Origin of the sequence: Acidovorax sp. Root267 (assembly GCF_001429215.1) — a bacterium.
GTDB lineage: Bacteria > Pseudomonadota > Gammaproteobacteria > Burkholderiales > Burkholderiaceae_C > Acidovorax > Acidovorax radicis.
Genome location: NZ_LMJC01000012.1, coordinates 441,447 through 464,816, shown reverse-complemented (window position 1 = coordinate 464,816; position 23,370 = coordinate 441,447). Strand labels below are relative to the sequence as shown.

At 65.4% G+C, this 23,370-nt stretch carries 21 protein-coding genes; 8 read left to right on the top strand and 13 right to left on the bottom strand.

Features of this window, described 5'->3' with window-relative positions:
- Positions 1-41: 41 nt before the first annotated feature.
- Both ASE39_RS11655 and ASE39_RS11650 read right to left on the bottom strand, forming a co-directional pair.
- Entirely contained in the window at positions 42-602 is a 561-nt protein-coding gene (locus tag ASE39_RS11655; protein WP_029414183.1) for an HAD hydrolase family protein, read from the bottom strand.
- 129 nt (positions 603-731) lie between these two features.
- Positions 732-1,733: a KpsF/GutQ family sugar-phosphate isomerase gene (locus ASE39_RS11650; protein ID WP_057271231.1), complete on the bottom strand. Its 1,002-nt coding sequence runs from the start codon at positions 1,731-1,733 to the stop codon at positions 732-734.
- Positions 1,734-1,861: 128 nt separating this feature from the next.
- Between ASE39_RS11650 and ASE39_RS11645 the strand changes: the two genes are divergently transcribed.
- Positions 1,862-3,847, top strand: a complete 1,986-nt coding sequence (locus ASE39_RS11645; RefSeq protein WP_057271230.1) for a monovalent cation:proton antiporter-2 (CPA2) family protein — start codon at positions 1,862-1,864, stop codon at positions 3,845-3,847.
- 216 nt (positions 3,848-4,063) lie between these two features.
- Here ASE39_RS11645 and ASE39_RS11640 read toward each other — a convergent pair whose 3' ends face one another.
- On the bottom strand, positions 4,064-7,117 hold the full coding sequence (locus ASE39_RS11640) for an EAL domain-containing protein (RefSeq protein ID WP_010464884.1): 3,054 nt from the start codon (positions 7,115-7,117) through the stop codon (positions 4,064-4,066).
- Between the two features lie 192 nt (positions 7,118-7,309).
- Between ASE39_RS11640 and ASE39_RS11635 the strand changes: the two genes are divergently transcribed.
- Entirely contained in the window at positions 7,310-7,864 is a 555-nt protein-coding gene (locus ASE39_RS11635) for an adenine phosphoribosyltransferase (protein WP_010464886.1), read from the top strand.
- A gap of 84 nt (positions 7,865-7,948) precedes the next feature.
- Here ASE39_RS11635 and ASE39_RS11630 read toward each other — a convergent pair whose 3' ends face one another.
- The 7 genes from ASE39_RS11630 to rpmH all read right to left on the bottom strand — a co-directional run bounded on the left by ASE39_RS11630 (position 7,949) and on the right by rpmH (position 13,850).
- Positions 7,949-8,863, bottom strand: a complete 915-nt coding sequence (locus ASE39_RS11630; protein WP_057271229.1) for a hypothetical protein — start codon at positions 8,861-8,863, stop codon at positions 7,949-7,951.
- A 110-nt stretch (positions 8,864-8,973) separates the two neighbouring features.
- The gene (locus ASE39_RS11625) at positions 8,974-9,474 is read right to left on the bottom strand and encodes a cyclic nucleotide-binding domain-containing protein (RefSeq protein WP_010464890.1); all 501 of its coding nucleotides are present in this window, start codon (positions 9,472-9,474) and stop codon (positions 8,974-8,976) included.
- A gap of 164 nt (positions 9,475-9,638) precedes the next feature.
- Positions 9,639-11,066, bottom strand: a complete 1,428-nt coding sequence (mnmE, locus tag ASE39_RS11620) for a tRNA uridine-5-carboxymethylaminomethyl(34) synthesis GTPase MnmE (protein ID WP_057271228.1) — start codon at positions 11,064-11,066, stop codon at positions 9,639-9,641.
- 95 nt (positions 11,067-11,161) lie between these two features.
- The gene (gene yidC, locus ASE39_RS11615) at positions 11,162-12,868 is read right to left on the bottom strand and encodes a membrane protein insertase YidC (protein WP_057271227.1); all 1,707 of its coding nucleotides are present in this window, start codon (positions 12,866-12,868) and stop codon (positions 11,162-11,164) included.
- A complete protein-coding gene (gene yidD / locus ASE39_RS11610; RefSeq protein WP_010464896.1) occupies positions 12,865-13,158 on the bottom strand; it encodes a membrane protein insertion efficiency factor YidD in 294 nt (97 codons plus the stop codon). Before yidD ends, yidC begins: the two co-directional genes overlap by 4 nt.
- A complete protein-coding gene (locus ASE39_RS11605; protein WP_057271226.1) occupies positions 13,155-13,652 on the bottom strand; it encodes a ribonuclease P protein component in 498 nt (165 codons plus the stop codon). Before ASE39_RS11605 ends, yidD begins: the two co-directional genes overlap by 4 nt.
- Positions 13,653-13,715: 63 nt before the next feature.
- On the bottom strand, positions 13,716-13,850 hold the full coding sequence (gene rpmH, locus ASE39_RS11600) for a 50S ribosomal protein L34 (RefSeq protein ID WP_005798102.1): 135 nt from the start codon (positions 13,848-13,850) through the stop codon (positions 13,716-13,718).
- 420 nt (positions 13,851-14,270) lie between these two features.
- Between rpmH and dnaA the strand changes: the two genes are divergently transcribed.
- The 3 genes from dnaA (at position 14,271) to gyrB (ending at position 19,706) form a co-directional block, all read left to right on the top strand.
- On the top strand, positions 14,271-15,695 hold the full coding sequence (dnaA, locus tag ASE39_RS11595) for a chromosomal replication initiator protein DnaA (protein ID WP_057271225.1): 1,425 nt from the start codon (positions 14,271-14,273) through the stop codon (positions 15,693-15,695).
- A gap of 131 nt (positions 15,696-15,826) precedes the next feature.
- Positions 15,827-16,945, top strand: a complete 1,119-nt coding sequence (gene dnaN, locus ASE39_RS11590; RefSeq protein ID WP_010464939.1) for a DNA polymerase III subunit beta — start codon at positions 15,827-15,829, stop codon at positions 16,943-16,945.
- Between the two features lie 145 nt (positions 16,946-17,090).
- Positions 17,091-19,706 (top strand): DNA topoisomerase (ATP-hydrolyzing) subunit B, encoded by a 2,616-nt coding sequence (gyrB, locus tag ASE39_RS11585; RefSeq protein ID WP_057271224.1) that lies wholly within the window; start codon positions 17,091-17,093, stop codon positions 19,704-19,706.
- A 276-nt stretch (positions 19,707-19,982) separates the two neighbouring features.
- On the opposite strand, the gene ASE39_RS11580 is transcribed toward gyrB, so the two are convergent.
- A complete protein-coding gene (locus tag ASE39_RS11580) occupies positions 19,983-20,372 on the bottom strand; it encodes a cupin domain-containing protein (RefSeq protein WP_050812551.1) in 390 nt (129 codons plus the stop codon).
- Positions 20,373-20,469: 97 nt separating this feature from the next.
- Between ASE39_RS11580 and ASE39_RS11575 the strand changes: the two genes are divergently transcribed.
- Positions 20,470-21,393, top strand: coding sequence for an AraC family transcriptional regulator (locus tag ASE39_RS11575; protein ID WP_242421416.1), 924 nt, complete (start codon positions 20,470-20,472; stop codon positions 21,391-21,393).
- Between the two features lie 79 nt (positions 21,394-21,472).
- On the opposite strand, the gene ASE39_RS11570 is transcribed toward ASE39_RS11575, so the two are convergent.
- The gene (locus ASE39_RS11570; protein WP_057271223.1) at positions 21,473-21,946 is read right to left on the bottom strand and encodes a hypothetical protein; all 474 of its coding nucleotides are present in this window, start codon (positions 21,944-21,946) and stop codon (positions 21,473-21,475) included.
- A gap of 173 nt (positions 21,947-22,119) precedes the next feature.
- Here ASE39_RS11570 and ASE39_RS11565 point away from each other — a divergent pair, with 173 nt between their 5' ends.
- Positions 22,120-22,533, top strand: coding sequence for a YkgJ family cysteine cluster protein (locus ASE39_RS11565; RefSeq protein ID WP_057271222.1), 414 nt, complete (start codon positions 22,120-22,122; stop codon positions 22,531-22,533).
- A gap of 40 nt (positions 22,534-22,573) precedes the next feature.
- Here ASE39_RS11565 and ASE39_RS11560 read toward each other — a convergent pair whose 3' ends face one another.
- Positions 22,574-22,885 carry an acylphosphatase gene (locus tag ASE39_RS11560; RefSeq protein WP_057271455.1) on the bottom strand — a complete coding sequence of 104 codons (312 nt, stop codon included), beginning with the start codon at positions 22,883-22,885 and terminating at the stop codon, positions 22,574-22,576.
- 158 nt (positions 22,886-23,043) lie between these two features.
- On the opposite strand from ASE39_RS11560, the gene ASE39_RS11555 reads away from it, so the two are divergent.
- The gene (locus ASE39_RS11555) at positions 23,044-23,289 is read left to right on the top strand and encodes a 4Fe-4S binding protein (protein ID WP_057271221.1); all 246 of its coding nucleotides are present in this window, start codon (positions 23,044-23,046) and stop codon (positions 23,287-23,289) included.
- The last annotated feature ends 81 nt before the right edge of the window (positions 23,290-23,370 follow it).

Below are 23,370 nucleotides of genomic sequence, written 5' to 3'. Positions count from 1 at the left end.
GGCAACCTGGCAGAGGGGCAAAGAGCGCAGGAAATGCAGGCTCATGCGGTGTACTCCGCCAGCAGCGCGGCGTAACGCCCGGTGGCCACCAGCAGCAGATCGCACAGCTCGCGCGCAGCGCCATCGCCCCCATGGGCCTGCGTCACAAAATGGGCGGCATGGCGCACTTCGGCCTGCGCGTTGGCCGGGGCACACGCAAAAGCACTGCGGCGCATCACCGGCAGGTCGGGCCAGTCGTCGCCCATCGCGGCAGCCTGGGACCAGTCCAGCCCCAGCGTGGCCAGCATCTGCTCGGCAGCGGGGCGTTTGTCTTCGGTGCCGAACACGGCGTGTTCCACGCCCAGCGCCTTCAGGCGCACGCGCAGCGGCGCGGAGTCACGGCCCGTGATGACCGCAGGGGTGATGCCCGCCTTTTGCAGCAGCTTGAGCCCATGCCCGTCCAGGGTGTTGAAGCGCTTGAGCGTTTCACCCGATTCGCTGAAATACAGGCCGCCATCGGTCAGCACGCCATCGACATCGAAGAAGGCAATGCGCACGCCTTGGGCGCGCAGCAGCAGCTCGGGGGGAAATTGCAGCACAGGAAAAGTCACGTCAGAAGCCATCACGCAGCGTTTGAACAAGCACGGCAAAAGCCAGCGCACCCGTGGAACCGGCTTCGCCGGGCCAGGGGGTGCGTCCCCCCTTCAAGGGGGAAGGCGCGAAGCGACTCAGGGGGGTCCTCTCCACGGGGGTCATATGACTTTCGCGCGCATCAGGTCGCCGATGTGCACGACCCCCATCAGCACACCTGCCGCATCGGCCACCAGCACGCTGGTGATGCCGTGGGCTTCCATCATTTCCGCGGCATCCACCGCGAGGGCATCCGGGGCAATGCGGCGCGGTTTGGGGTGCATCACCTCGGCCGCCGTGGCCGTGCGCAGGTCGGCCCCGGCCTCGATGCGGCGGCGCAGGTCGCCGTCGGTGAAGATGCCCAGCACCTGGCCGTCTGCATCCACGATGGCCGAGGCGCCCAGTCCCTTGGCGCTCATCTCGCGCATGAGGTCGCTGAAAGAGGCGTCGGGCGCCACGCGCGGAACCTCGCTGCCGGTACGCATGACGTCGCTCACATGGGTGAGCAGCTTGCGCCCCAGCGCACCGCCGGGGTGCGAGCGGGCGAAATCTTCGGGGCGAAAGCCCCGGGCGTCGAGCAGGGCCACGGCCAGGGCGTCGCCCATGGCCAGCTGGGCCGTGGTGCTGGCAGTGGGGGCCAGGTTCAGGGGACAGGCCTCGCGCTCCACGCTGCAGTCGAGCACCAGATCGGCATGGCGGGCGAGCGTGGACTGCAGCCCGCCGGTCATCGCGATCAGCGGGGCGCCCAGGCGCTTGAGCACGGGCAGGATGGCAGTGAGCTCGCCACTTTCGCCGCTGTTGGAAATGCCCAGCACCAGGTCGTCGCCAGTGACCATGCCCAGATCGCCGTGGCTGGCCTCCGCCGGGTGCACAAAAAACGCTGGCGTGCCGGTGGAAGCCAGCGTGGCGGCAATCTTGCGGCCCACATGGCCGCTTTTGCCCATGCCCATCACCACCACACGGCCCCGGGCCTGCAGCACCATCTGCACCGCCTGGGCAAAGATGCCATCGACGCGGGCCGCCAGCCCGGTCAACGCCGCCGCCTCGATGTCGAAGGTCTCACGGGCCAGGCGCAAGGCCTGCTCGGCATCAAAAGGGGGCAGCGTGGCGGGGGCAGGGGTCATCCCGAGGATTCTATCGACCGGGGGCATGCCCGCACGGGGCGAAGATTTTTTTGCCATCGCTCTGGCACGGAGCCTGCTTCGAGCAGAAAACACCCGGGCCGCCTGCGAGCCTCGGATAGCATCGAACCATGTCCTCCCTCGCCCTCACCTTGCTTTACCTGTTGGCCGCAGTGCTGGGTGTCGTGGTCTGCCGCAGCCTGAAGCTGCCACCCATGCTTGGCTACCTGGCCGCCGGAGTGCTCATCGGCCCCCATGCGCTGGCGCTGGCGCAAAACTCGGAAGGCGTGCGGCACCTGGGCGAGTTTGGCGTGGTGTTCCTGATGTTCGCCATTGGCCTGGAGTTCAGCCTGCCCAAGCTGCGCGCCATGCGGCGCCAGGTATTCGGCCTCGGCCTGATGCAGGTGGTGCTGACGATGGTGGTGGTGACCGGCACCGCACTGCTGCTGGCTCGCTGGGCGGGCGGTGTGTGGGACATGGGCTGGCAGACCGCGCTGGCGCTCTCGGGCGTGATGGCCATGAGCAGCACGGCCATTGTGGTCAAGCTGATGGCCGAACGGGCCGAGCTGGAGAGTGAACATGGCCGCCGCGTGATGGGCATCCTGCTGTTCCAGGACCTGGCCGTGGTGCCGCTGCTGGTGCTGATTCCGGCCCTGGGCTCGTCCCCCGACGAGCTGCTGACGTCACTGGGCTGGGCGCTGATCAAGGCGACCGTGCTGGTGGGCATTCTGCTCACTGGTGGCCAGCGGTTCATGCGCTGGTGGCTCACGCTGGTGGCACGGCGCAAGAGCGAGGAACTGTTCATGCTCAACCTGCTGCTGATCACGCTGGGCCTTGCCTGGCTGACGGAGCTGGCCGGGCTGAGCCTGGCCCTTGGAGCCTTCATTGCCGGCGTGCTGGTGTCGGAGACCGAATACCGCCACCAGGTGGGCACGGACATCCGCCCGTTCCACGACGTGCTGCTGGGGCTGTTCTTCATCACCATCGGCATGATGCTGGACTGGCACATCCTGGTGGACCGCTGGGCGCTGGTGCTGGCGCTGCTCACGGTGCCCTTGCTCCTCAAGCTGGTGATCATCCTGGTGCTGGCCCGCAGCATGAGGGCCACCACCGGCGTGGCCCTGCGCACCGGGCTGTACCTCGCCCAGGCGGGCGAATTCGGTTTTGTGCTGTTGTCGCTCACGCAGGCCAACGGGCTGGTGCAGCCCGCGCTGATGAACCCCATCCTGGCGGCCATGGTGCTGTCGATGCTGGCCACGCCCTTCCTCATCATGTACAGCAACCGCATCGTGATGAAGCTGGTGGCCAGCGACTGGTTGCAGCAGTCGCTGCAGATGACGTCCATTGCGCGCAAGTCCATCAACACCAACAAACACGTAATCATCTGCGGCTATGGCCGCTGCGGGCAGAACCTGGCGCGCATGCTCGAGCATGAGGGCATCCCCTACATGGCGCTCGACCTGGACCCCGACCGAGTGCGCCAGGCCGCCGCCGCCGGAGATTCGGTGGTGTACGGCGACGCCACCCGCCTGCAGGCGCTGATGGCGGCCGGTTTGGTGCGGGCCAGTGCCGTGGCCGTGACCTACATCGACGTGCCTGCGGCCCTCAAGGTGCTGGCCAACACGCGGTCCCATGCACCCCACGTGCCGGTGGTGGTGCGCACGCAGGACGACGCCAACCTGGACAAGCTGCAGGCCGCCGGCGCCACCGAGGTGGTGCCCGAGGCCATCGAGGGCTCGCTGATGCTGGCCAGCCACGCGCTGGCGCTGGTGGGCGTGCCCATGCGCCGCGTGCTGCGCCTGGTGCAGGACCAGCGCGATGCGCGCTACAACCTGCTGCGTGGCTACTTCCACGGCGCCGACGACGACACCGCCAACGAGCGCGACCAGGAGCGCCTGTCCACCCTCAACCTGCCGCCCGGCGCTACGGCCCTGGGCCGCAGCCTGGGCCAGCTGGCACTGCCCGCCATGGGCGTGCGTGTGGTGAACCTGCGGCGCGGCAACGGCCACATGAGCGACGCCGTGGACGACGCACAGCTGGCCGAAGGCGACACGCTGGTGCTCTCGGGCCACCCGGCGGCGCTGGCGCTGGCGGAGGACAAGTTGCTGCGCGGGTAGCAGGGTACATCCCCCTGAGGCACTGCGTGCCTTCCCCCTTCTCTCTACGCGCTACGCGCTCCGGGAAGGGGGACGATGCCCTCGCTGCGGGGCGGTCCTTGCTTGGCATCTCTCGCCTGATGCGTGCCAGTTGCTGAGGCTGACGCGAAAATTTGACTTAAATATGGCTCTAGCGCTTATCTAGCAAGCGTCAATAGCTATATATTTAATAGCAATCTACAAAAGCTCGGCGGGCCCGGGCCGCCCGAACAGGTAGCCCTGGAACTGCTGGCAACCGTTGCGCAGCAGAAACGCGCGCTGCCCTTCGGTTTCCACCCCTTCGGCCACCACGTCCAGGCCCAGGCTGTGGGCCAGGGTGATGATGGTGCAGGCGATGGTGGCATCGTTGGGGTCGGTGAGCACGTCGCGCACAAAGCTCTGGTCGATCTTGAGCTGGTCCAGCGGCAGGCGCTTGAGGTAGCTCAGCGATGAATAGCCCGTGCCAAAGTCGTCCAGCGAGAAGCCCACGCCCAGCGTGCGCAGCGCCTGCATCTTGAGGATGCTGTCCTCCACGTCATGCAGCAGCAGGCTTTCGGTGAGTTCGAGCTTGAGGTGTGCCGGGTCCGCCCCGCAATCGCGCAGCACGCTGATCACTTCCTCGGCAAAGTCGGGTTGCCGGAACTCCTGCGCGCTCACGTTCACGGCCACGCTCCAGCCTGCGGTCTGCGGCGCTGCGGCCCAGAGCGCCAGCTGGCGGCAGGCCATGGTCAACACCTGGCGGCCCAGCGCCAGGATCAGGCCGGTCTGCTCTGCCAGGGGGATGAAGTCCCCGGGCGACACCATGCCGCGCAGCGGGTGGTTCCACCGCACCAGTGCCTCGGCCCCCAGCACCTTGCCAGCCTCGTCCACCACCGGCTGGTAGTGCAGCAGGAACTCGTTGCGCAGGATGCCCTGCCGCATGTCGCCTTCCAACGCCGACCTTGCAGACGCCGCCGCCTGCATGGCGGGGTCAAAGAAGCACAGCGTGTTGCGGCCCTGCGCCTTGGCCTGGTACATGGCCAGATCGGCGCGCTTGAGCAGCTCCTGCACGGGCAGCTGCACACCGCGAAAAAGGGCAATGCCAATACTGGGCGTGCTGTGCACTTCGCTGTTTTGCACCAGATAGGGCTCGTTCAGCGCCGCCAGCACCTTCTGCGCCACGGCCTCGGCTTCTGCGGCCGCAGCGTCCACTTCGGCATGGAGGCCCTGCAGCACCACCACGAACTCGTCTCCGCCCAAACGTGCCACCGTGTCGGTGGCACGCACGCAAGCGGCGATGCGCCCGCCCACCTGCACGAGCAGCCGATCGCCCCACTCGTGGCCCATGGTGTCGTTGATGCCCTTGAAGTTGTCGAGGTCCAGGAACAGCAAGGCCCCGTGGCAACCCTCCCGCGCGCACGCGTTGGCCGTGCGGTCCAGGCGGTCCATGAGCAGCCGCCGGTTGGGCAGGCCGGTGAGTTCGTCATAGAAGGCCAGGCGCTGGATCTCGGCCTCGGCCAGCTTGCGTTCGGTGATGTCGCGCGCCACGCCCCGGTAGCCCGTGAACTGGCCGGCCCCATCAAAGATGGGCTCCCCGCTGATGGAGACCCATACGGGTTTTCCATCCTCGGTCAGACGCTGCATTTCGAAATCGTGGAACACCTCGTGTGCCTCCAGCTGACTGCGGTGCGCGCGCCACTGGCCCTCGCTCACGAAGCTGTTGGGCAGCTCCCAGCGCGTGCGCCCGTAGTGCATTTCGTCGGGCACACCGGCTTCCTTGTAGGGGTTGCCGTCCAGGCGCACAAAGCGAAACTGCGCGTCCTGCTCCCAGTACCAGTCGGAGGACAGGTGGGTGAGGCTGCGCCACCGCGATTCGCTCAGGCGCAAGGCCTCCAGGGTGCTCAGGTAGTCGGTGACATCCGTGAAGGTGCGCACGCGCCCCCCGGGCTCCAGGGCACGGGTGCGCACTTCGATGTAGCGGCCGTTGTGGGTACGCCGCACATAAGCGTCCGGCATGGTGAGCTTGCCGCCGTGGGCCGAATATTCCGATGCCACATAGTTGCGCGCCATGGGCTCAATGAGCTCAAACCCGGTGCCGAAATCGCCCCGCTCGGTCTGAAAACGCACCACATCCTCGACCTTGGGCTGGGTGGCCAGCAGGGATTCGGGCAGATCCAGCAGTTCCAGATAGCGCCGGTTGTAGACCCGGATCCGCCCTTCGGCGTCCACGTTGGTGATGCCTTGCGACACGCTGGCCAGCGTGCCTTCGAGGGCTCGCGTCTTCTCCGCCAGCAAGGCGCTGGTGCGCTCCAGTTCTGCCTCGACCGCCCTGCGGGCCAGCTCGGCGCGACGGGCCATTTCCAGCTGGCCCACGGTGTTCAGCAAGGGTTGGAGGAACTGCACATCCGCCGCTGAATACCCCTCGGGCCGGTTGGCCAGGCCCACCATGGCCACCAGCTCCCCCGCCGCATGGATGGGCAGCCCCAGGTAGGTGCGCAGCGCGGGATGGCCCGGGGGCGTGCCCGCGCTGCGCGGGTCGTGGTTCGCATCGTTGGTGAGCACCGGCTCGCCCGACACCAGCGCGGCGCCCACCAGGGAGTGCAGGTTGTCGAACACCATGCCTTCTTCCGCGTGCTGGGCATAGAGGGCATGGGAGGCCTCGTCCCAGCTGATGTCCGTCATCGCATGCACCCGCAGGAAGGGATGCCCGTCGGCGGCGCGTTGCACCTGCCCGACCAAGCCAAAGGCGCTCTGCGTGAGCGACATCAGCTCCTTGAGCAAGGCTTCGAACGCGGCGCGGGGCCCGGAGCTGGCGATGAACATGGCCTGCGCGAGCGATATCGCCTGCAGCAACCGGTGCTGCCGCGTCAGCATGGCCTCTGCCACCAGCCGGGCACGGGCGCTGGAACTGCGCTCCAGCACCGAATCAATCTGCGCGGGCAGAGTCAACAGGTAGTCCAGTGCGGGGTCCTGCACGGCATAGTCATCAAAGCCGTGGCGCATGGCCTGGGCCGCATGGGTCTCGGCGCCCCGGCGCACGATGATCATGGCCGGGACGCCATCGAGCAGCCGCAGCAGGTCGAAGGCCGAGCCATCGACCGTGCGCTGCGCCGCCAGCACGATGTCTGGCCTGCGGCGCCCCAGGTAGTCCCGGGCCTGTGCCAGCGAGTCCGCCACATCCACCCGCCAACCCGACCACGGGTCTGCAAGCGCATCCACCACCGCCTGCGCGTGGTGGGGATCGCTTTCGATCAGCAGAATGGAGATGGGCATGGCCGATCGGCGTGGTGGAGTGGTCCAGCGTGCTGCTACCAGGGGTGTAACAGCACAGAAACATTATGGGGGCTCGCAGCGCTCCGGGCACGCCTCCGAAGCACCCCGCCCCGGCTGGATACACTTTGCCCCGCAACGGCCTCTGGCCTCCGCGCATTTGCCCGTGCAGCCCTTCTCTATCCCCTGGACCCCATGCAGCCACTCAGCGTCAACGAATACCTCCGCCAGCACATCCGCACCGTGCCCGACTGGCCCGCGCCCGGCGTGCAGTTCCGGGACATCACCCCGCTGCTGCAGGACCCCAAGGTGTTCCGGGTGCTGATCGACGCCTTTGTGCACCGCTATATGGACAAGGCATTGCGCCCCGATGTGGTCGCCGGGCTGGACGCGCGCGGCTTCATCCTGGGCGCCGTGGTGGCCTATGAGCTGAATGTGGGGTTCGTGCCCATCCGCAAGAAGGGCAAGCTCCCCTTCACCACGGTCGAGGAAACCTATGAACTCGAGTACGGCAGCGCCACCGTGGAACTGCACACCGATGCCGTCAAGGCAGGCGACCGGGTACTGCTGATCGACGATCTGATTGCCACGGGTGGAACCATGATGGCCGGCAAGAAGCTGCTCGAAAAGCTGGGCGCCACGGTCACCGAGGGTGCCGCCATCGTGGATTTGCCGGAACTGGGCGGCTCACAGCGCCTGCGTGAATCGGGCCTGCCGCTGTACACCCTGGTGGATTTTGCAGGGCATTGAGGCCGCGCATCCACCACATTTGACGCCCGCAGAAGAAAAAAGCCCGCCGCAGGGAAGGCTTGGCCTCTGTGGGCGTCGAGCCGATCAGTTCAATTCGCCGTACTGGGTGCTGCTCAGGTCCGGCGCCGGGCCATCGGCCCCGGGCATTTCGGTGTCCTCAAAGCCCGTGGGCTGAGAAGGTGGCAACAAGGGCCCTGAACGGACGGGCACACCGGGCTTGGCCGCAGCCAGAGGCGCTGCAGCGGTAGTGCCTGCCGCCGAAGCCAGGGCGCGCTTGAACGCAGCCACTTCGTCCGCCTCGATCGGTTCGTACCGTGGCGCCGGGCGCGGTGCCGCGGCTGGTACTGCGGGCACCGCCGCAGGCGCAACCGCCGGAGCGGCCAGGGGAGGGCGCAGGGGTGCAGGGGCCGTGGCGGCGGCTGCCGGCACGGGCGCCACCGGGCGGGCCGGTGCAGCCACCGGAGCCGGTGCCGCGGCCACCGGGAGCGGACGCCGGGCCAAGGGTGGCGCTGCCTGCAGGGAAGCCCCCTGGGGCGCAACACCCTTCTGCGGAATGCCCACCGCCACATGGTCATTGATGCGCCAGTACACGGCGGTCACCAGGATGTCGTAGCGGGTTTTGGCCGTCTGGGCGATCAGCGCCTCGATTTCACTCAGGCGCACGGTCTCACCGCCGTATTCGCGCGCTAGGTCCATCATCACCAGGAACTGGCGGCCGCGCTGGTCCAGCGACAGCACCTTGAACTTGTAGCTGGCCGACAGCACACCAGCCCGCACCATCGCGTCGCGGACCACGGTGTAGAGCAGCTCGCGGCGCTCCATGCGCTCGTTCTTGCGGTTGGCGGCATGTTCTGGCGGCAGGGGCTCCACCAGAGGTTTGCCTTGGCGGCCTGGCGAGAGAGGTACCGTGGCATCGGCATTCAACAGGCCCGACGGTTCGGCCATGGGCCGGGGCTTGGGGGAAGCAGGTTTGCGGCTAAACCAACTGAACAGAGACATGGCTTGCTTTCTACGGGACGGCGCCAGAAAAATCCAAATTGAGTGTAACTTGCTGTACACACATTTTTGCCCCGCACAAGCCCGCAGGCCGCAACTGCATCGGTGGTCTGTCAGGTGGCCGCAACGCGGCGGCGGCGATTGCCCAGCCGCTTGGCCAATACGGCGCCAGCGGCCATCACCAGGCCCAGCGCAATGGCGGGCTGGCGGATGGAAAGTTCGGTAAAGCGGATCGCCGGCAGGCTCCACAGCTTGCACGGCGCACTGGCCTGCACGGTGGCGCTGCGGGCGCGGTGCGAGAAAAACGCGCCCTCGCCCACCACGGAGCCCGCCCCCACGATGGCCAGGCGCAAGCGCTCCTTTTCGTCCTGGTAGTGCACGCTCAGGTTGCCGCTTTCCACCAGATACAGGGTACGGTCCGTGGCGCCCTGGGTGAACAGCACCTGCCCAGCAGGCATCACCACGGGCAACAGGTAAGACGACAGGACATCCCACTGCGCAGGGGTCAGCGGATTGATCATGCTGTCGTCGGCGCTGGCCTGGGCAATGGCATCGATCAGACCCGACAGGTCTATCTTGGAAACAACAGGCGTGACAGGCGTGGAAGCATTCATGGTTCGCCGAAAGTACCCTTGTTACAGATTGCGCACAAGCGCTGTTTACGTCCGTTTACAACATAAGCGACAAGCGGCGGCCTCTGCTTCCTGGCCGGAGCCCAGCACGTCCATCCACCGAGGGCAGCGGCGGTGTGGCCGCCCCCCGCACGCTTTTTGCGGGCCTATTTGCCGATACAAAAGCTGGAGAAAATGACGCCCAGCAGGTCGTCCGAACTGAACTCGCCAGTGATCGCACTGAGGGCGTTCTGTGCCAGGCGCAGCTCTTCGGCCAGCAGATCCAGCGCCGGCCCCTGCGCCTGCAACTGGTCGGCTGCCTCTTGCAGGTGGGCCCCCACGGCCTGCAACGCCTCGACATGCCGGGCCCGGGCGATGTAGAGGCCTTCCGGCGCGGACTGCCAGCCCGCCACCTGCAGCAGCAGGCGCCGCAGGCCATCCAGACCCTCGCCCGTGCGGGCAGAAAGGCGCACACCTGGCCGGGTTTCCACGGCCGCTGGGGCCGGTGCTCCCGCCGGGGCGCGGTCGAGCTTGTTCCAGACATCGATCACTGGAATACTTTTTGGCATTTTTTCGGCCATGGCGCTTGCTATACCTGCGTCACCAGCTATGTATTCAGGAGCACCCATGCGCTCCAGGTCATGCAGGAACAGCACGGCATCGGCCCCCGCAATCTCGTCCCAGGCGCGTGCAATGCCGATGCGCTCCACCTCGTCGCTGCTGTCGCGCAGGCCGGCGGTGTCGATGATGTGCAGGGGCACACCCTCGATCTGGATGGTCTGCTGCACCTTGTCGCGCGTGGTGCCGGCAATGGGCGTGACGATGGCCAGCTCCGCGCCCGCCAGCGCGTTGAGCAGCGAGCTCTTGCCCGCGTTGGGTTGGCCCGCGATGACCACCTTGATGCCCTCGCGCAGCAGCGCGCCCTGGCGCGCGCGCTGCATCACGGAGGCCAGCGTTTGCTGCAATTTTGATAGCTGCCCGTGCGCATCGGCCTTGCGCAGGAAGTCAATTTCTTCTTCCGGGAAGTCGAGCGTGGCCTCCACCAGCATGCGCAGGTGGATCAGCGCGTCACGCAGGCTGTGGATTTCCGCAGAGAAAGCGCCGGTCAACGACCGGCTGGCGCTGCGGGCCGCCGCCTCGGTGCTGGCGTCGATCAGATCGGCGATGGCCTCGGCTTGGGCCAGGTCGATCTTGTCGTTCAGGAAGGCACGTTCAGTGAACTCACCCGGCTGCGCCAGGCGCAGGCCGGGCAGGCAAGGCTGGCCAGTGGCGGGGTCGGCGGTCGCCCCCGCCTCCAGGCAGCGCGCCAGCAGCAATTGAAGCACCACGGGGCCGCCATGGGCCTGCAACTCCAGCACGTCTTCGCCGGTGTAGCTGTGCGGGCCGGGGAAGTACAGCGCCAGCCCCTGGTCGATGGCCTGCCCCTGCGCATCCCGAAAGGGCAGGTAGGTGGCCTCCCGGGCTTTCAGCGCCCGGCCGCACAGCGCCTGCACCAGCCCACCGATGGCCCGGCCGGACACCCGCACGATGCCGACGGCCCCGCGCCCCGGGGCGGTGGCGATGGCGACGATGGGGTCATGGTGGCGGGCAAGCATGGTGGCGACTGTACAAGGTTGATGGGCAAGAAAAAGGCCGCTTGCGCGGCCTTTCGGGGGGTCAGTTCATGGATGTCAGCGTTGCCGCTGCGGCATCACTTGAAACTGGGAAGGTTGAACTGCGGCGGCACGCCCATGCGGGTGTTGATGAGCCACTGCTGTGCAATCGACAAGATGTTGTTCGTCAACCAGTACAGCACCAGGCCGGCCGGGAAGAAGAAGAACATCACGCTGAAGATCAACGGCATGAACCACATCATCTTGGCCTGCATCGGGTCGGGTGGCGCGGGGTTCAGGGCCGTTTGCAGCAGCGACGACAGCGTCATCAGCAGCGGCAAAATGAAGAACGGGTCGGGCGCCGACAGGTCGTGGATCCAGCCGATCCAGGGCGCGTTGCGCATTTCCACGCTGGACAGCAGCACCCAGTACAGGGCGATGAACACGGGGATCTGGATCATGATGGGGAAGCAGCCGCCCATCGGGTTGACCTTCTCCTCGCGGTAGATGCGCATCATCTCCTGCTGCATCTGCTGCGGCTTGTCCTTCAGGCGCTCGCGCATCTCCATGATCTTGGGATTGATGGCCTTCATCTTGGCCATGCTGGCGTAGGCCTTGGCGTTGAGCCAGTAGAACGCGATCTTGAGCAGCAACACCAGCGCCACGATGGACCAGCCCCAGTTGTTCAGCAGCTTGTGCAGCTGGTCCAGCAGCCAGTACAGCGGCTTGGACAGGATGGTGAGCCAGCCGTAGTCCTTGACCAGCTCCAGGCCGGGGTACAGCTTTTCCATCATGGTCTCGACCTGCGGGCCGGCGAACAGGCGCGCGTCCAGGGTCTTGGTCGCACCTGGCTCGATCGCGCCCAGGGAGGTGAGCATGCCCACCGAGTACAGATTGGCGTCGACCTTGCGGGTGAAAGGCTCACGCTGCACGCCATCGGCCAGCAACCAGGCCGTGGCAAAGTAATGCTGCACCATGGCCACATAGCCATTGGGCGCATCCTTGGGGATATCGACCTTGCCGTTTTCGATGTCCTTGAACTCGATCTTCTGGTACTTCTTGGCGTCGGTGTAGACCGCCGGGCCCGTGAAGGTGGAATAGAAAGACGACTCACCCGGCGGCTTGTTGCCATCACGCACCAGTTGCAGGTACAGCTGGGGCGACACGGCGGCGCTGCCGGCGTTGACAACCTCATGCTTGACGGCAATGTCGTAAGCGCCGCGCTTGATGGTCCAGGTCTTGAGCAGCTTCACACCACCTTGCACGGGCGATTCAAAGCGGATGCTGATTTCGTCTTCGCCGTCCTTGAGCTCGCGGGGGCCGGGCACCACGGTCATCGCGGTCTTGTGGGTAGGGAAGGTCCCGCCGATCAGGCCCGTCTGCGCCACGTAGACGCGCTGCGCGCTCTCGTCCAGCAGCAGGAAGTTGCGGGCCTTGTCGGTCATGTCGGCGTGCCTGAGCAGTTCGGCATGCGTGAGCGAGCCGCCCTCGCTGTCAAACACCAGGCGGTACAGGTCGGTCTTGACCTCCACGCGCTCGCGGGTGGCGGGCGCTGCCGCCGCAGCGGGCTGGCCGGGCACGGCCGAGGCACCCGACGCCGCAGCGGCCACGGGCGCACTCGTGGCGGGCACGCTGGCGGCCCCGGTCGCGCTGGACGCAGCACCGGCAGCGGCGGGCGCCGTCACGGCAGGCGTGGAGGGGAAAAAGGTGGCCTTGTTGCCGTTGTGCAGCTGCCACTTGTCCCACAGCAGAACCATGGAAAAGCCAAAAATCACCCACAGGATGGTGCGGCGAATGTCGTTCATGAAGACTTCTTTGGTGAGGATGGTTGGTTGGTGGAATGGGAAAACCGCGAGAAAAGCCGCATGCTGCGCGGCAATTGTTGCGGGACCGGGTCATGGCCCCCGTCACACCAGGGGTGGCAGCGTACCAGCCTGCGCACCGTGAGATAGCTGCCTGCCGCAGCGCCATGCTGTTCCAGCGCCTGCAGCGAATAGACCGAACAGGTGGGCTCGAACCGGCAGGCCGAACCCAGCCAGGGGCTGAGAAACAGCCGATAGCCCTTGACCACACCGATCAACAAGCGCTGCATCATGGTGCAACCGCCTCTGCCGCCACCGGTGAAACGGGGGCAGAGACCGCACCACCCGAACGCCGGGCGGCATAACCAAACAGCTGCAGAAGCTCTGCACGCACCGCCTGCTTGAGCTGGTCGGACGTGGCGCTCACGAACTGCTTGCGGTCAAACGCCGTGCGCAGGCGCACCACATGGGCCGCCTGGGGAAGCCGCGCTTCAAACGTGGCGCCCACCGTGTAGATCTGCCGCTTGATGGTATTGCGCGTCACGGCGCGGCGCGCCCAGCGCTTGGGCACCATGGCACCCAGCCAGACGCCCTGCACGGCAAACAGGGCCTGCGGCCCTTGCGTTGACGGCAAGGAACCGGGCCCTGTAGGTGCATCGGCTTGTCCAGCAGGCGTGCTGCCGCCAGTGTCCAGAACCAGACGGTGCAACGCAAAATGCGCTGTGCGGGAGACAGTGCCCCCTGCCATGGCTGCCTGGAACTGCGGACGGGTTTTCAGCCGTTGCATGCAAGCACCCCGTTTCGACCCTGACGGTTCAAACCGGGGAGCAGGCTGTAGACCGTAACGGCCTTAGACGGCCAGGCGCTTGCGGCCCTTGGCGCGGCGTGCGTTGATAACGGCACGGCCGCCGCGGGTCTTCATGCGGACGAGGAAACCGTGGGTGCGCGCGCGGCGCGTCTTGGAGGGCTGGTAAGTACGTTTCATGGTGCTATTCCTTGAGGTTCAGTTCCGGACTGCTGCTCTTGAACCCCCTGCAATCTGCACAGCCACACCATATAAAACAGCGCCTTGGCGGCAGACCCACGGGGCAGAAATAACGGCGCGCCGGGTCAAATCACCCTGAACACATTCAGGGAAACCCAAAATTATCGCAGGCTTGGCAGCTGCTGGCAATGCCTTTCGGCTGGCGGGCCTTTGTGAACAGCTCCGTCACGGCCTTCCAGCACGGCCGAAGCCCCCATGGCGCAGCCCGGAAACCTCCCGGCTCGCACACCGATGGCCCCATGATCCAACCCCGGAAAACACGCGACGAAGCACACCGCGCAAATTGTGGATAACTCCTTGACAAGCTACAATCCGCCGCCCAGCCCCGTTCCTCCTATCCACAACAAGAATTCCCCTGAAATGACCGAGGAACCCTCCCACAGCCCCCAACATTCACCCGGCGCAGATGCCGGCCAGGGCCTGTGGCAAGCCTGCGTAGAGCAACTGGCGCAAGACCTGCCCGAACAGCAGTTCAACACCTGGATCAAGCCCCTGATCGCCCAGGTGGCAGAAGATTTCTCCAAGGTCACCCTGCTCGTAGGCAACCGCTTCAAGCTGGATTGGATCCGGGCGCAGTATGCGGGCCGCATTGCCTCGCTGCTGGAGGGCCTGTATGGCCAGCCCGTTACCCTGGAGTTAGCGCTCGCTCAGCGTGAATCTGTTGCCCGTACTTACGTACGCCCTGTAGCACCGGAGCCCAGCAACACCTCTGCGCCGTCCGAATCGCAGTCCCCCAGCAGCGACGATGCGTCCGCTGGCGCGTTCCGCAACCGGCTCAACGCCGCCCTCACGTTCGAGACCCTGGTGGAAGGCACCGCCAATCGCATGGCGCGCTCGGCGGCCATGCACGTGGCCGGCATGCCGGGCCACCTGTACAACCCGCTGTTCATCTACGGGGGCGTGGGCCTGGGCAAGACCCACCTGGTGCACGCTGTGGGTAACCGCCTGCTGCAGGACAAGCCCGACGCCAAAGTTCTCTACATCCATGCCGAGCAGTTCGTGTCGGATGTGGTTAAGGCGTACCAGCGGCGCACGTTCGATGAATTCAAGGAGCGCTACCACTCGCTCGATCTGCTGCTGATCGATGACGTGCAGTTCTTCGCCAACAAGGACCGCACGCAGGAAGAATTCTTCAACGCGTTCGAGGCCCTGCTGGCCAAGAAATCGCACATCGTGATGACCTCGGACACCTACCCCAAGGGTCTGGCCAACATCCACGAGCGGCTGGTGTCGCGCTTCGACTCGGGCCTCACGGTCGCCATCGAGCCGCCCGAGCTCGAAATGCGCGTGGCCATTCTGATCAACAAGGCCCGCGTCGAAGGCACCGAGATGCCCGAGGAAGTCGCCTTCTTCGTCGCCAAGAATGTGCGCTCCAACGTGCGCGAGCTTGAAGGCGCACTGCGCAAGATCCTCGCGTACTCGCGCTTCAACCAGAAGGAGATCTCCATCCAGCTGGCCCGCGAGGCGCTGCGCGACCTGCTGTCGATCCAGAACCGGCAAATTTCTGTGGAAAACATCCAGAAGACGGTGGCCGACTATTACAAGATCAAGGTCGCCGACATGTACAGCAAGAAGCGCCCGGCCAGCATTGCCCGGCCCCGCCAGATTGCGATGTACCTGGCCAAGGAGCTGACGCAAAAGAGTCTTCCGGAGATCGGAGAATTGTTTGGCGGGCGCGACCACACCACGGTTTTGCACGCTGTGCGCAAGATTTCGGGCGAGCGTCAGCAGCTGACCGAACTGAACCAGCAATTGCACGTGCTGGAGCAGACGCTGAAAGGCTAAAAAGGCGTGATCGAGGCCCCCCAGAGAAAAGGCTCCGTTAAGGGGCAAAATGACGGGTTGTGCAGCAGGGGGAGGCATGATCTGTGCCGCTGTCCACGCACCGTTCCAAAAAACCACAAGAGGTTGATGACATGATCGTCCTGAAGGCAACACAAGACAAGGTTCTCGCGGTTCTGCAGTCCGTGGCTGGCATCGTGGAGCGCCGCCACACGCTGCCCATCCTGGCCAATGTGCTGATCCGCAAGACGGGCAATGCCCTGCAGCTGACGACCAGCGACCTCGAAATCCAGATCCGCACCACGGCCGAACTGGGTGGCGACACCGGCGACTTCACCACCACCGTGGGGGCGCGCAAGCTCATCGACATCCTGCGCACCATGCCGGGCGACCAGACGGTCAGCCTCGAATCGGCCCAGTCCAAGCTCATCCTCAAGGGCGGCAAGAGCCGCTTCACGCTGCAAAGCCTGCCGGCCGAAGACTTCCCGCTGGTGCAGGAATCCGCCGCCTTTGGCCCCGTGTTCGCCGTGCCCCAAAAGACGCTGAAGGACCTGCTCGGCCAGGTGTCGTTCGCCATGGCGGTGCAGGACATCCGCTACTACCTCAACGGCATCCTGTTTGTGGCCGAAGGCAAGACGCTGAGCCTCGTTGCCACCGACGGCCACCGCCTGGCCTTTGCCAGCGCCACGCTGGACGTGGAAGTACCCAAGCAGGAAGTCATCCTGCCGCGCAAGACCGTGATCGAGCTGCAGCGCCTGTTGTCTGATGCGGGTGGCGAGAACCAGCCCCACATCGAGATGCAGTTCGCCAACAACCAGGCCAAGTTCACCTTTGGCGGCATGGAGTTCGTGACCAAGCTGGTCGAGGGCAAGTTCCCCGACTACAACCGCGTGATCCCCAAGAACCACAAGAACAGCATCACCCTGGGCCGCGCGCCACTGCTGGCCAGCCTGCAGCGCACGGCCATCATGACCAGCGACAAGTTCAAGGGCGTGCGCCTGAACCTGGAACCCGGCACCCTGCGTGTGGCGTCCAACAACGCCGAGCAGGAAGAGGCTGTGGATGAGCTCGACATCGACTACGGTGGCGACACCATCGAGATCGGCTTCAACGTGACCTACCTCATCGACGCCCTGGCCAACATGGGCCAGGACATGGTGAAGGTGGAGCTCTCGGACGGCAACAGCTCCGCGCTGCTGACCATCCCCGAGAACGAAAGCTTCAAGTACGTCGTCATGCCAATGCGCATTTGAGACGCCTCGCCGTCCCATGGCACTGCCTGACCACGGCCACTACTGTATTGATAGCTACTAGCGCTTATCGGATAAGCGCTAGAGACCAATTTGACCCATATTGACACATTGGAAACCCCGGTTTCCACGGATCCCAAGGCCCACCATGACCGTTGACAACATCCCCTCCGAGCCCGAAGACACCGGCGTCTCCGGCCATGTTGAGCCCACCCTCGCCAAGATCGACACCAACCAGGCAGGGGCCAGCGAAAGCTACGGCGAAGGCGCCATCACCATCCTCGAAGGCCTGGAGGCCGTGCGCAAGCGCCCCGGCATGTACATCGGCGATACCAGCGACGGCACCGGCCTGCACCACCTGGTGTTCGAAGTGGTGGACAACTCCATCGACGAAGCCCTGGCCGGCCACTGCGACGACATCGTCGTCACCATCCACAGCGACAACTCCATCAGCGTGACGGACAACGGCCGGGGCATTCCGACCGGCGTGAAGATGGACGACAAGCACGAGCCCAAGCGCTCGGCGGCCGAGATCGCGCTGACCGAACTGCACGCGGGCGGCAAGTTCAATCAGAACAGCTACAAGGTGTCGGGCGGCCTGCACGGCGTGGGCGTGAGCTGCGTGAACGCACTCAGCAAGATGCTGCGCCTGACCGTGCGCCGCGAAGGCAAGGTGCACGCGCTGGAGTTCAGCAAGGGCTTCGTGCAGAACCGCATCGTGCAGACGGTGGACGGCGTGGAAGTGTCGCCCATGCAGGTGCTGGACGACACCGACAAGCGCGGCACCGAAGTGCACTTCTTGCCCGACACCGAAATCTTCAAGGAGAACAACGAGTTCCACTACGAGATCCTGGCCAAGCGCCTGCGCGAACTCTCGTTCCTGAACAACGGCGTGCGCATTCGCCTCAAGGACGAGCGCAGTGGCAAGGAAGACGACTTCTCGGGCGCTGGCGGCGTGCGTGGCTTTGTGGAGTTCATCAACAAGGGCAAGACCGTCCTGCACCCCACCTCGTTCTACGCGGCCGGCGAGCGCCCGGCCGAGACGTATGGCGGCATCCCTGGCACGCACATTGGCGTGGAAGTGGCCATGCAGTGGAACAGCGCGTACAGCGAGCAAGTCCTCTGCTTCACCAACAACATTCCCCAGCGTGACGGTGGCACCCACCTGACCGGCCTGCGCGCCGCGATGACCCGCGTCATCAACAAGTACATCGAAGAAAACGAGTTCGCCAAGAAGGCCAAGGTCGAAGTGACCGGTGACGACATGCGCGAAGGCCTGTGCTGCGTGCTGAGCGTGAAGGTGCCCGAGCCCAAGTTCAGCAGCCAGACCAAGGACAAGCTGGTATCGAGCGAAGTGCGCGCCCCCGTGGAAGACATCGTGGGCAAGCTGCTGACCGACTACCTGCAGGAGCGCCCGGCCGACGCCAAGATCATCTGCGGCAAGATCGTGGAAGCCGCCCGCGCCCGCGAAGCCGCCCGCAAGGCCCGCGAAATGACGCGCCGCAAGGGCGTGCTCGACGGCATGGGCCTGCCCGGCAAGCTGGCCGACTGCCAGGAAAAAGACCCGGCGCTGTGCGAAATCTACATCGTCGAGGGCGACTCCGCCGGTGGTTCTGCCAAGCAGGGCCGCGACCGCAAGTTCCAGGCCATCCTGCCCCTGCGCGGCAAGATCCTGAACGTGGAAAAGGCCCGCTACGAAAAGCTGCTGACCAGCAACGAAATCCTGACGCTGATCACCGCCCTCGGCACCGGCATCGGCAAGGCCGGCGGCACCACGGGTGGCGATGACTTCGACGTGGCCAAGCTGCGCTACCACCGCATCATCATCATGACCGACGCGGACGTCGACGGCGCCCACATCCGCACCCTGCTGCTCACCTTCTTCTACCGCCAGATGCCCGAGCTGGTGGAGCGCGGCCACATCTACATTGCCCAGCCACCGCTGTACAAGGTGAAGGCTGGCAAGGAAGAGCTGTACCTGAAGGACGCCCCCGCGCTCGATGGCTTCTTGCTGCGCATCGCGCTGAACCACGCCAGCGTGACCACCGGCGGCACCAACCCGCAAACGCTGACCGGCGACACCCTGGCCGAACTGGCGCGCAAGCACCAGATCGCTGAAAGCGTGATCGCCCGCCTGGGCAACTTCATGGACGCCGAAGCCCTGCGCGCCATTGCCGACGGCGTGAGCCTCAAGCTCGACACCGTGGCCGATGCCGAAGCCAGCGCCGTGGCCCTGCAAGCCAAGCTGCGCGAACTGAACACCACCGGCGCCCCCGCCGAAGTGGCCGGCGAATTCGACGTGCGCACCGACAAGCCCCTGCTGCGCATCAGCCGCCGCCACCACGGCAACATCAAGAGCAGCGTCATCACGCAAGACTTTGTGCACGGCGCCGACTACGCCGCCCTGGCCGAAGCCGCCGAGACTTTCCGTGGCCTGCTGGCCGAAGGCGCCAAGGCCCTGCGCGGCGAGGGCGAGAAGCAGAAGGAAGAAAAAGTGGGCGACTTCCGCCAGGCCATGAAGTGGTTGATTGCCGAAGCGGAACGCACCACCAGCCGCCAGCGCTACAAGGGCCTGGGCGAGATGAATCCCGAGCAGCTTTGGGAAACCACGATGGACCCCAACGTGCGCCGCCTGCTGCGCGTGCAGATCGACGATGCGATCGAGGCTGACCGTGTGTTCACCATGCTGATGGGCGATGAGGTGGAGCCGCGCCGGGACTTCATTGAGACGAATGCCCTGCGGGCGGGCAATATTGACGTGTAATTTTGTAGCAGCACTGGTCGTGAAGAAGGTTGGTCATCGAACGCCAGGTATCTGTTCACCGATACGCTGAACCTCCTGCAGACGAACGGGCTGCCACTCACACTGGCAACGCCGGGCACCCGTTAGGTGGAAAAGCGGGTGGCCCCGTTGTTGCTGCAGACGCGCAAGGGCCCCTATGTGCAGCCACTGCGGCCCACAGTGAAGTAACAGCTGAAGAAAGCTACTAGCAAGGACTTCGACATCTGCATTGTCGAAGCGATCGGCTCTACAGCCTTTTCACAGTACCCTGCGCGGCGCGGCTGTGGCTGCGTCTCCGCTGTTCGGCGTGCCCGTCGATTCGATCAGCAGAATATGCGCCTCTGCACTCGCGCGCGGACGGTGCTCCACACCTTTGGGCACCACGAATAGCTGGCCAGCGTGCAAGGTGACCATGGCACCACCGGGCAAATCAATCTCTACGGTGCCTTTCAGCACCAGAAAAAAGTCATCCGTATCGGGGTGCCTGTGCCACTGGTACTCACCCTGAATCTTGGCGACCATGATGTCGTGGCCGTTGAATTCGGCCACGGTGCGCGGGGCCCAGTGGTCCGTGAACTGGGTGAGCTTGTGGGCCAAGTCCACAGGGTGGACTGCGGTTGTAGGAGGGGCGTTGGCGGTATCGGGCATAGCGGGTGGGGTCTGGGTTGGCTTGCATGGCCACGCCGGTGGGCGGGTTGTCTGCAGTGTCGCCGCCCGGCACGGGGCGGTCTTGTACATTTGTTGCATGCACGCCGGGAACGACAATTCCGCCGCACCCTCCTCCTCTTCTTCATCGCCCGCGCCGCCAGGCAGTGGCGGCGGCAACCAGAGCGACTGGGCAGAGATGCGGCCGCTGGCCTCGGGGGGCGTCACGCTGCTCAATGCGCATTTCACGCAGCACCGGTTCGAGCGGCACAGCCACGAGACCTATTCCATAGGCATCACGCGCTCGGGCGTGCAGACCTTTGCATGCCGTGGTGCGCGCCACGCCAGCCTGGCAGGCGATGTGATCCTGTTCAACCCCGATGAGCCGCACGATGGCAGCCGGGGCACGGATGCGGGGTTTGGCTATTCGATCCTGTATGTGGACGCCGCGCTGGTGCACGCCCTGGTGTCGGACCGGGCGGCTTTTGGTGCGGGCGGTACCAGCCATGCGGCGCGGTACTTCAAAGCGCCCGTGGTGCACGATCCGCAAGGTGCCCTATTGCTGCAGCGGGCGGTGGCTGCGGTGGCCGAAAGGCAGGAGTCGTTACACGGAGAGGAGCTCACCAGCGCAGCCCTGGTGGCGCTGCTGGGCCGCCATGGCGAGACCAGAGCGCACTGGACAAGCGACTGCCTGGACGCAGGCCGACAGCGCATGGCCCTGGTGCGCGAGTACCTGGACGCGCACTTTGCCGATGACGTGACGGTGCAGGCCCTGGCCACACAGGCCGGCCTGTCGCGCGCTCACCTGACCCGTGCATTCACAGCCACCTACGGCATGGCGCCACATGCCTACCTGAACATGGTGCGCATTCGCCAGGCCCAGGCGGCACTGCGGCAGGGCCATGCGGTGGCCGACGTGGCGGCGGCCTGCGGCTTCGCCGACCAGAGCCACATGACGCGGCGCTTCAAGGGGCAGGTGGGCATGGCACCGGCACGTTGGCTAGCCAATATGCGCGGCTGCTGACAAGCGTTTTCAACGCTAGCTGCTGCCAGCGACGATCTCCCTGGTTCGGCACCTCAGAAAAAACGGGGCTGCCCCCTCATCAGCGCCTTCTGAGCGTCTGCTGCTTCCTGCACCGGCTCTCCAGCGTACCCCCTTCACTCCCATCCTCCAGCCCCGCATACACGCCGCAGGGCCAGACAAGGCCGCCGTACTGTTCCATGTACCAATACGGTGGCTCCGACGCGCAAATGTCTATGTGCTTCACCCGCCAGACGGCGCCGGATTTGTGCAAGACCACCCAGAGCATCTTGTCCAGATCAGGGTGGCAACCATCGGACAGGCTCCAGTCCATGCCCTTGCCTGAGGCTGCCACGATGCTGCCCACCAACACCGCCCAGTTGCGGTCCACATTGAGTCGGTCTACTTTGATCCGCACGGGCTGGCCGGCCAGGGTTGCCGCCTTCGGCCGCACCGCGTCGAGCAGGTCTTTGCGGGCGAGCTGGCTCAGTTCCGTAGCCCCCACGCTGAAGCAAGTGGCAATGAGCGCCAGAAATAGTACGAGTCGCTTGGGCATGACGTAGGAAAACCTGAACTTTGGTGGACCGGACCACCAGGGGCTGCCGCCAGTAGACTCGGGCGAGCCACTGGGCGTCATCGGTGACAAATGGGTGCCCGACACACTGCCCTTTTAGCAGACGGGGCTGCCGCGCACGGCGACGGGTTGGAGATTGCTACCATCCAACTCCCATGAAATCCCCTATCTCCATCGTTGACGTCGACCGCCTCGACACCTGGACCCGCTACCGCGCAGGCCTGTGCGACAACTGCGCGGCCAACTGCTGCACGATGCCTCTGGAGGTGCAGCTTTCGGACCTGGTGCGGCTGGAGCTGGTGGACCCGTTCGAGGCCGAGCATGAAGAGCCCCGGCACATTGCCAAGCGGCTGCAGAAAGCGCGGCTGATCGACCACTTCAACCACAAGAACGCGATCTTCACGATGGCGCGGCGGGCCAGTGGGGACTGCAATTTTCTCGACCCGAAAACGCGGCGGTGCACGGTGTACGACAAGCGGCCCGAGACTTGCCGGCTGCACCCACAGAAGACGAGCCCCAAGGCTGGGTACTGCGCCTATGGGGCTCGGGATTTGCAGCGCAGGGGCTGAGCGCGGCAGAGGCGCCCCGACCAGCGCCTCCACTTCAAGACTAGACCGTCTCCCGCTGAACAAAGCCTGCCAAAAGCTCCGCAGGCTCTGCCAAACTGTCCACCTCCACCCCATCCACCCGCGCATGCGGCGGCCCCTGGTGGGCCCAGTCGATGAGGGATTGCACAGCTTCGGCGGGGCCGGTGGCCAGGGCCTCCACGCTGCCGTCGCGGCGGTTGCGCACCCAGCCTTGCAGGCCGCGCTGCTGGGCCGCCTGCACCATGGACCAGCGGTAGCTCACACCCTGCACGTGGCCACGGATGAGAAGGTGCCGGGTGGTGGTGGAAGTGGTGTTGCTGCTGCTTGGGGACATGGACGCACTGTATCGCCAGCGACCCGCCTTGGGTGCAGATTGCAGCCCGCCCACCACGGCAGCGCTCGACCAACGGTGCTGCGCGCGCTAAGCTGCAATGCTCTCGTGGTCGCCTGGCTCCTAGTTCCACTCCGCTGCTGCGCCCTTCAACCCTGCCCATGAACGCCCCCCGCAAAGCGTTGCCCGCCATCGACACCAACCGCTGCACAGGCTGCGGCTGGTGTGTGGCAGTGTGTGCACCGCATGTGTTGTCGCTCCAGGTGCAAGGCGCAGAAGCCTGGGGGCCCAAGCGGTCTCAGCTGCACGACGCGGCGGCCTGCACGGGGTGCGCCTTGTGCGCGGTGCGGTGTCCGTTTGGTGCGATCCGCATGGTGCGGATCCAGCCCATCGTTGAAGACGTGTAACGCTACTGCGCATGCCCTTGCGCTGCCACAAACATTGACAGGATGGACATCGCAACGCGATGGTGTCCCACATGCCCGAGC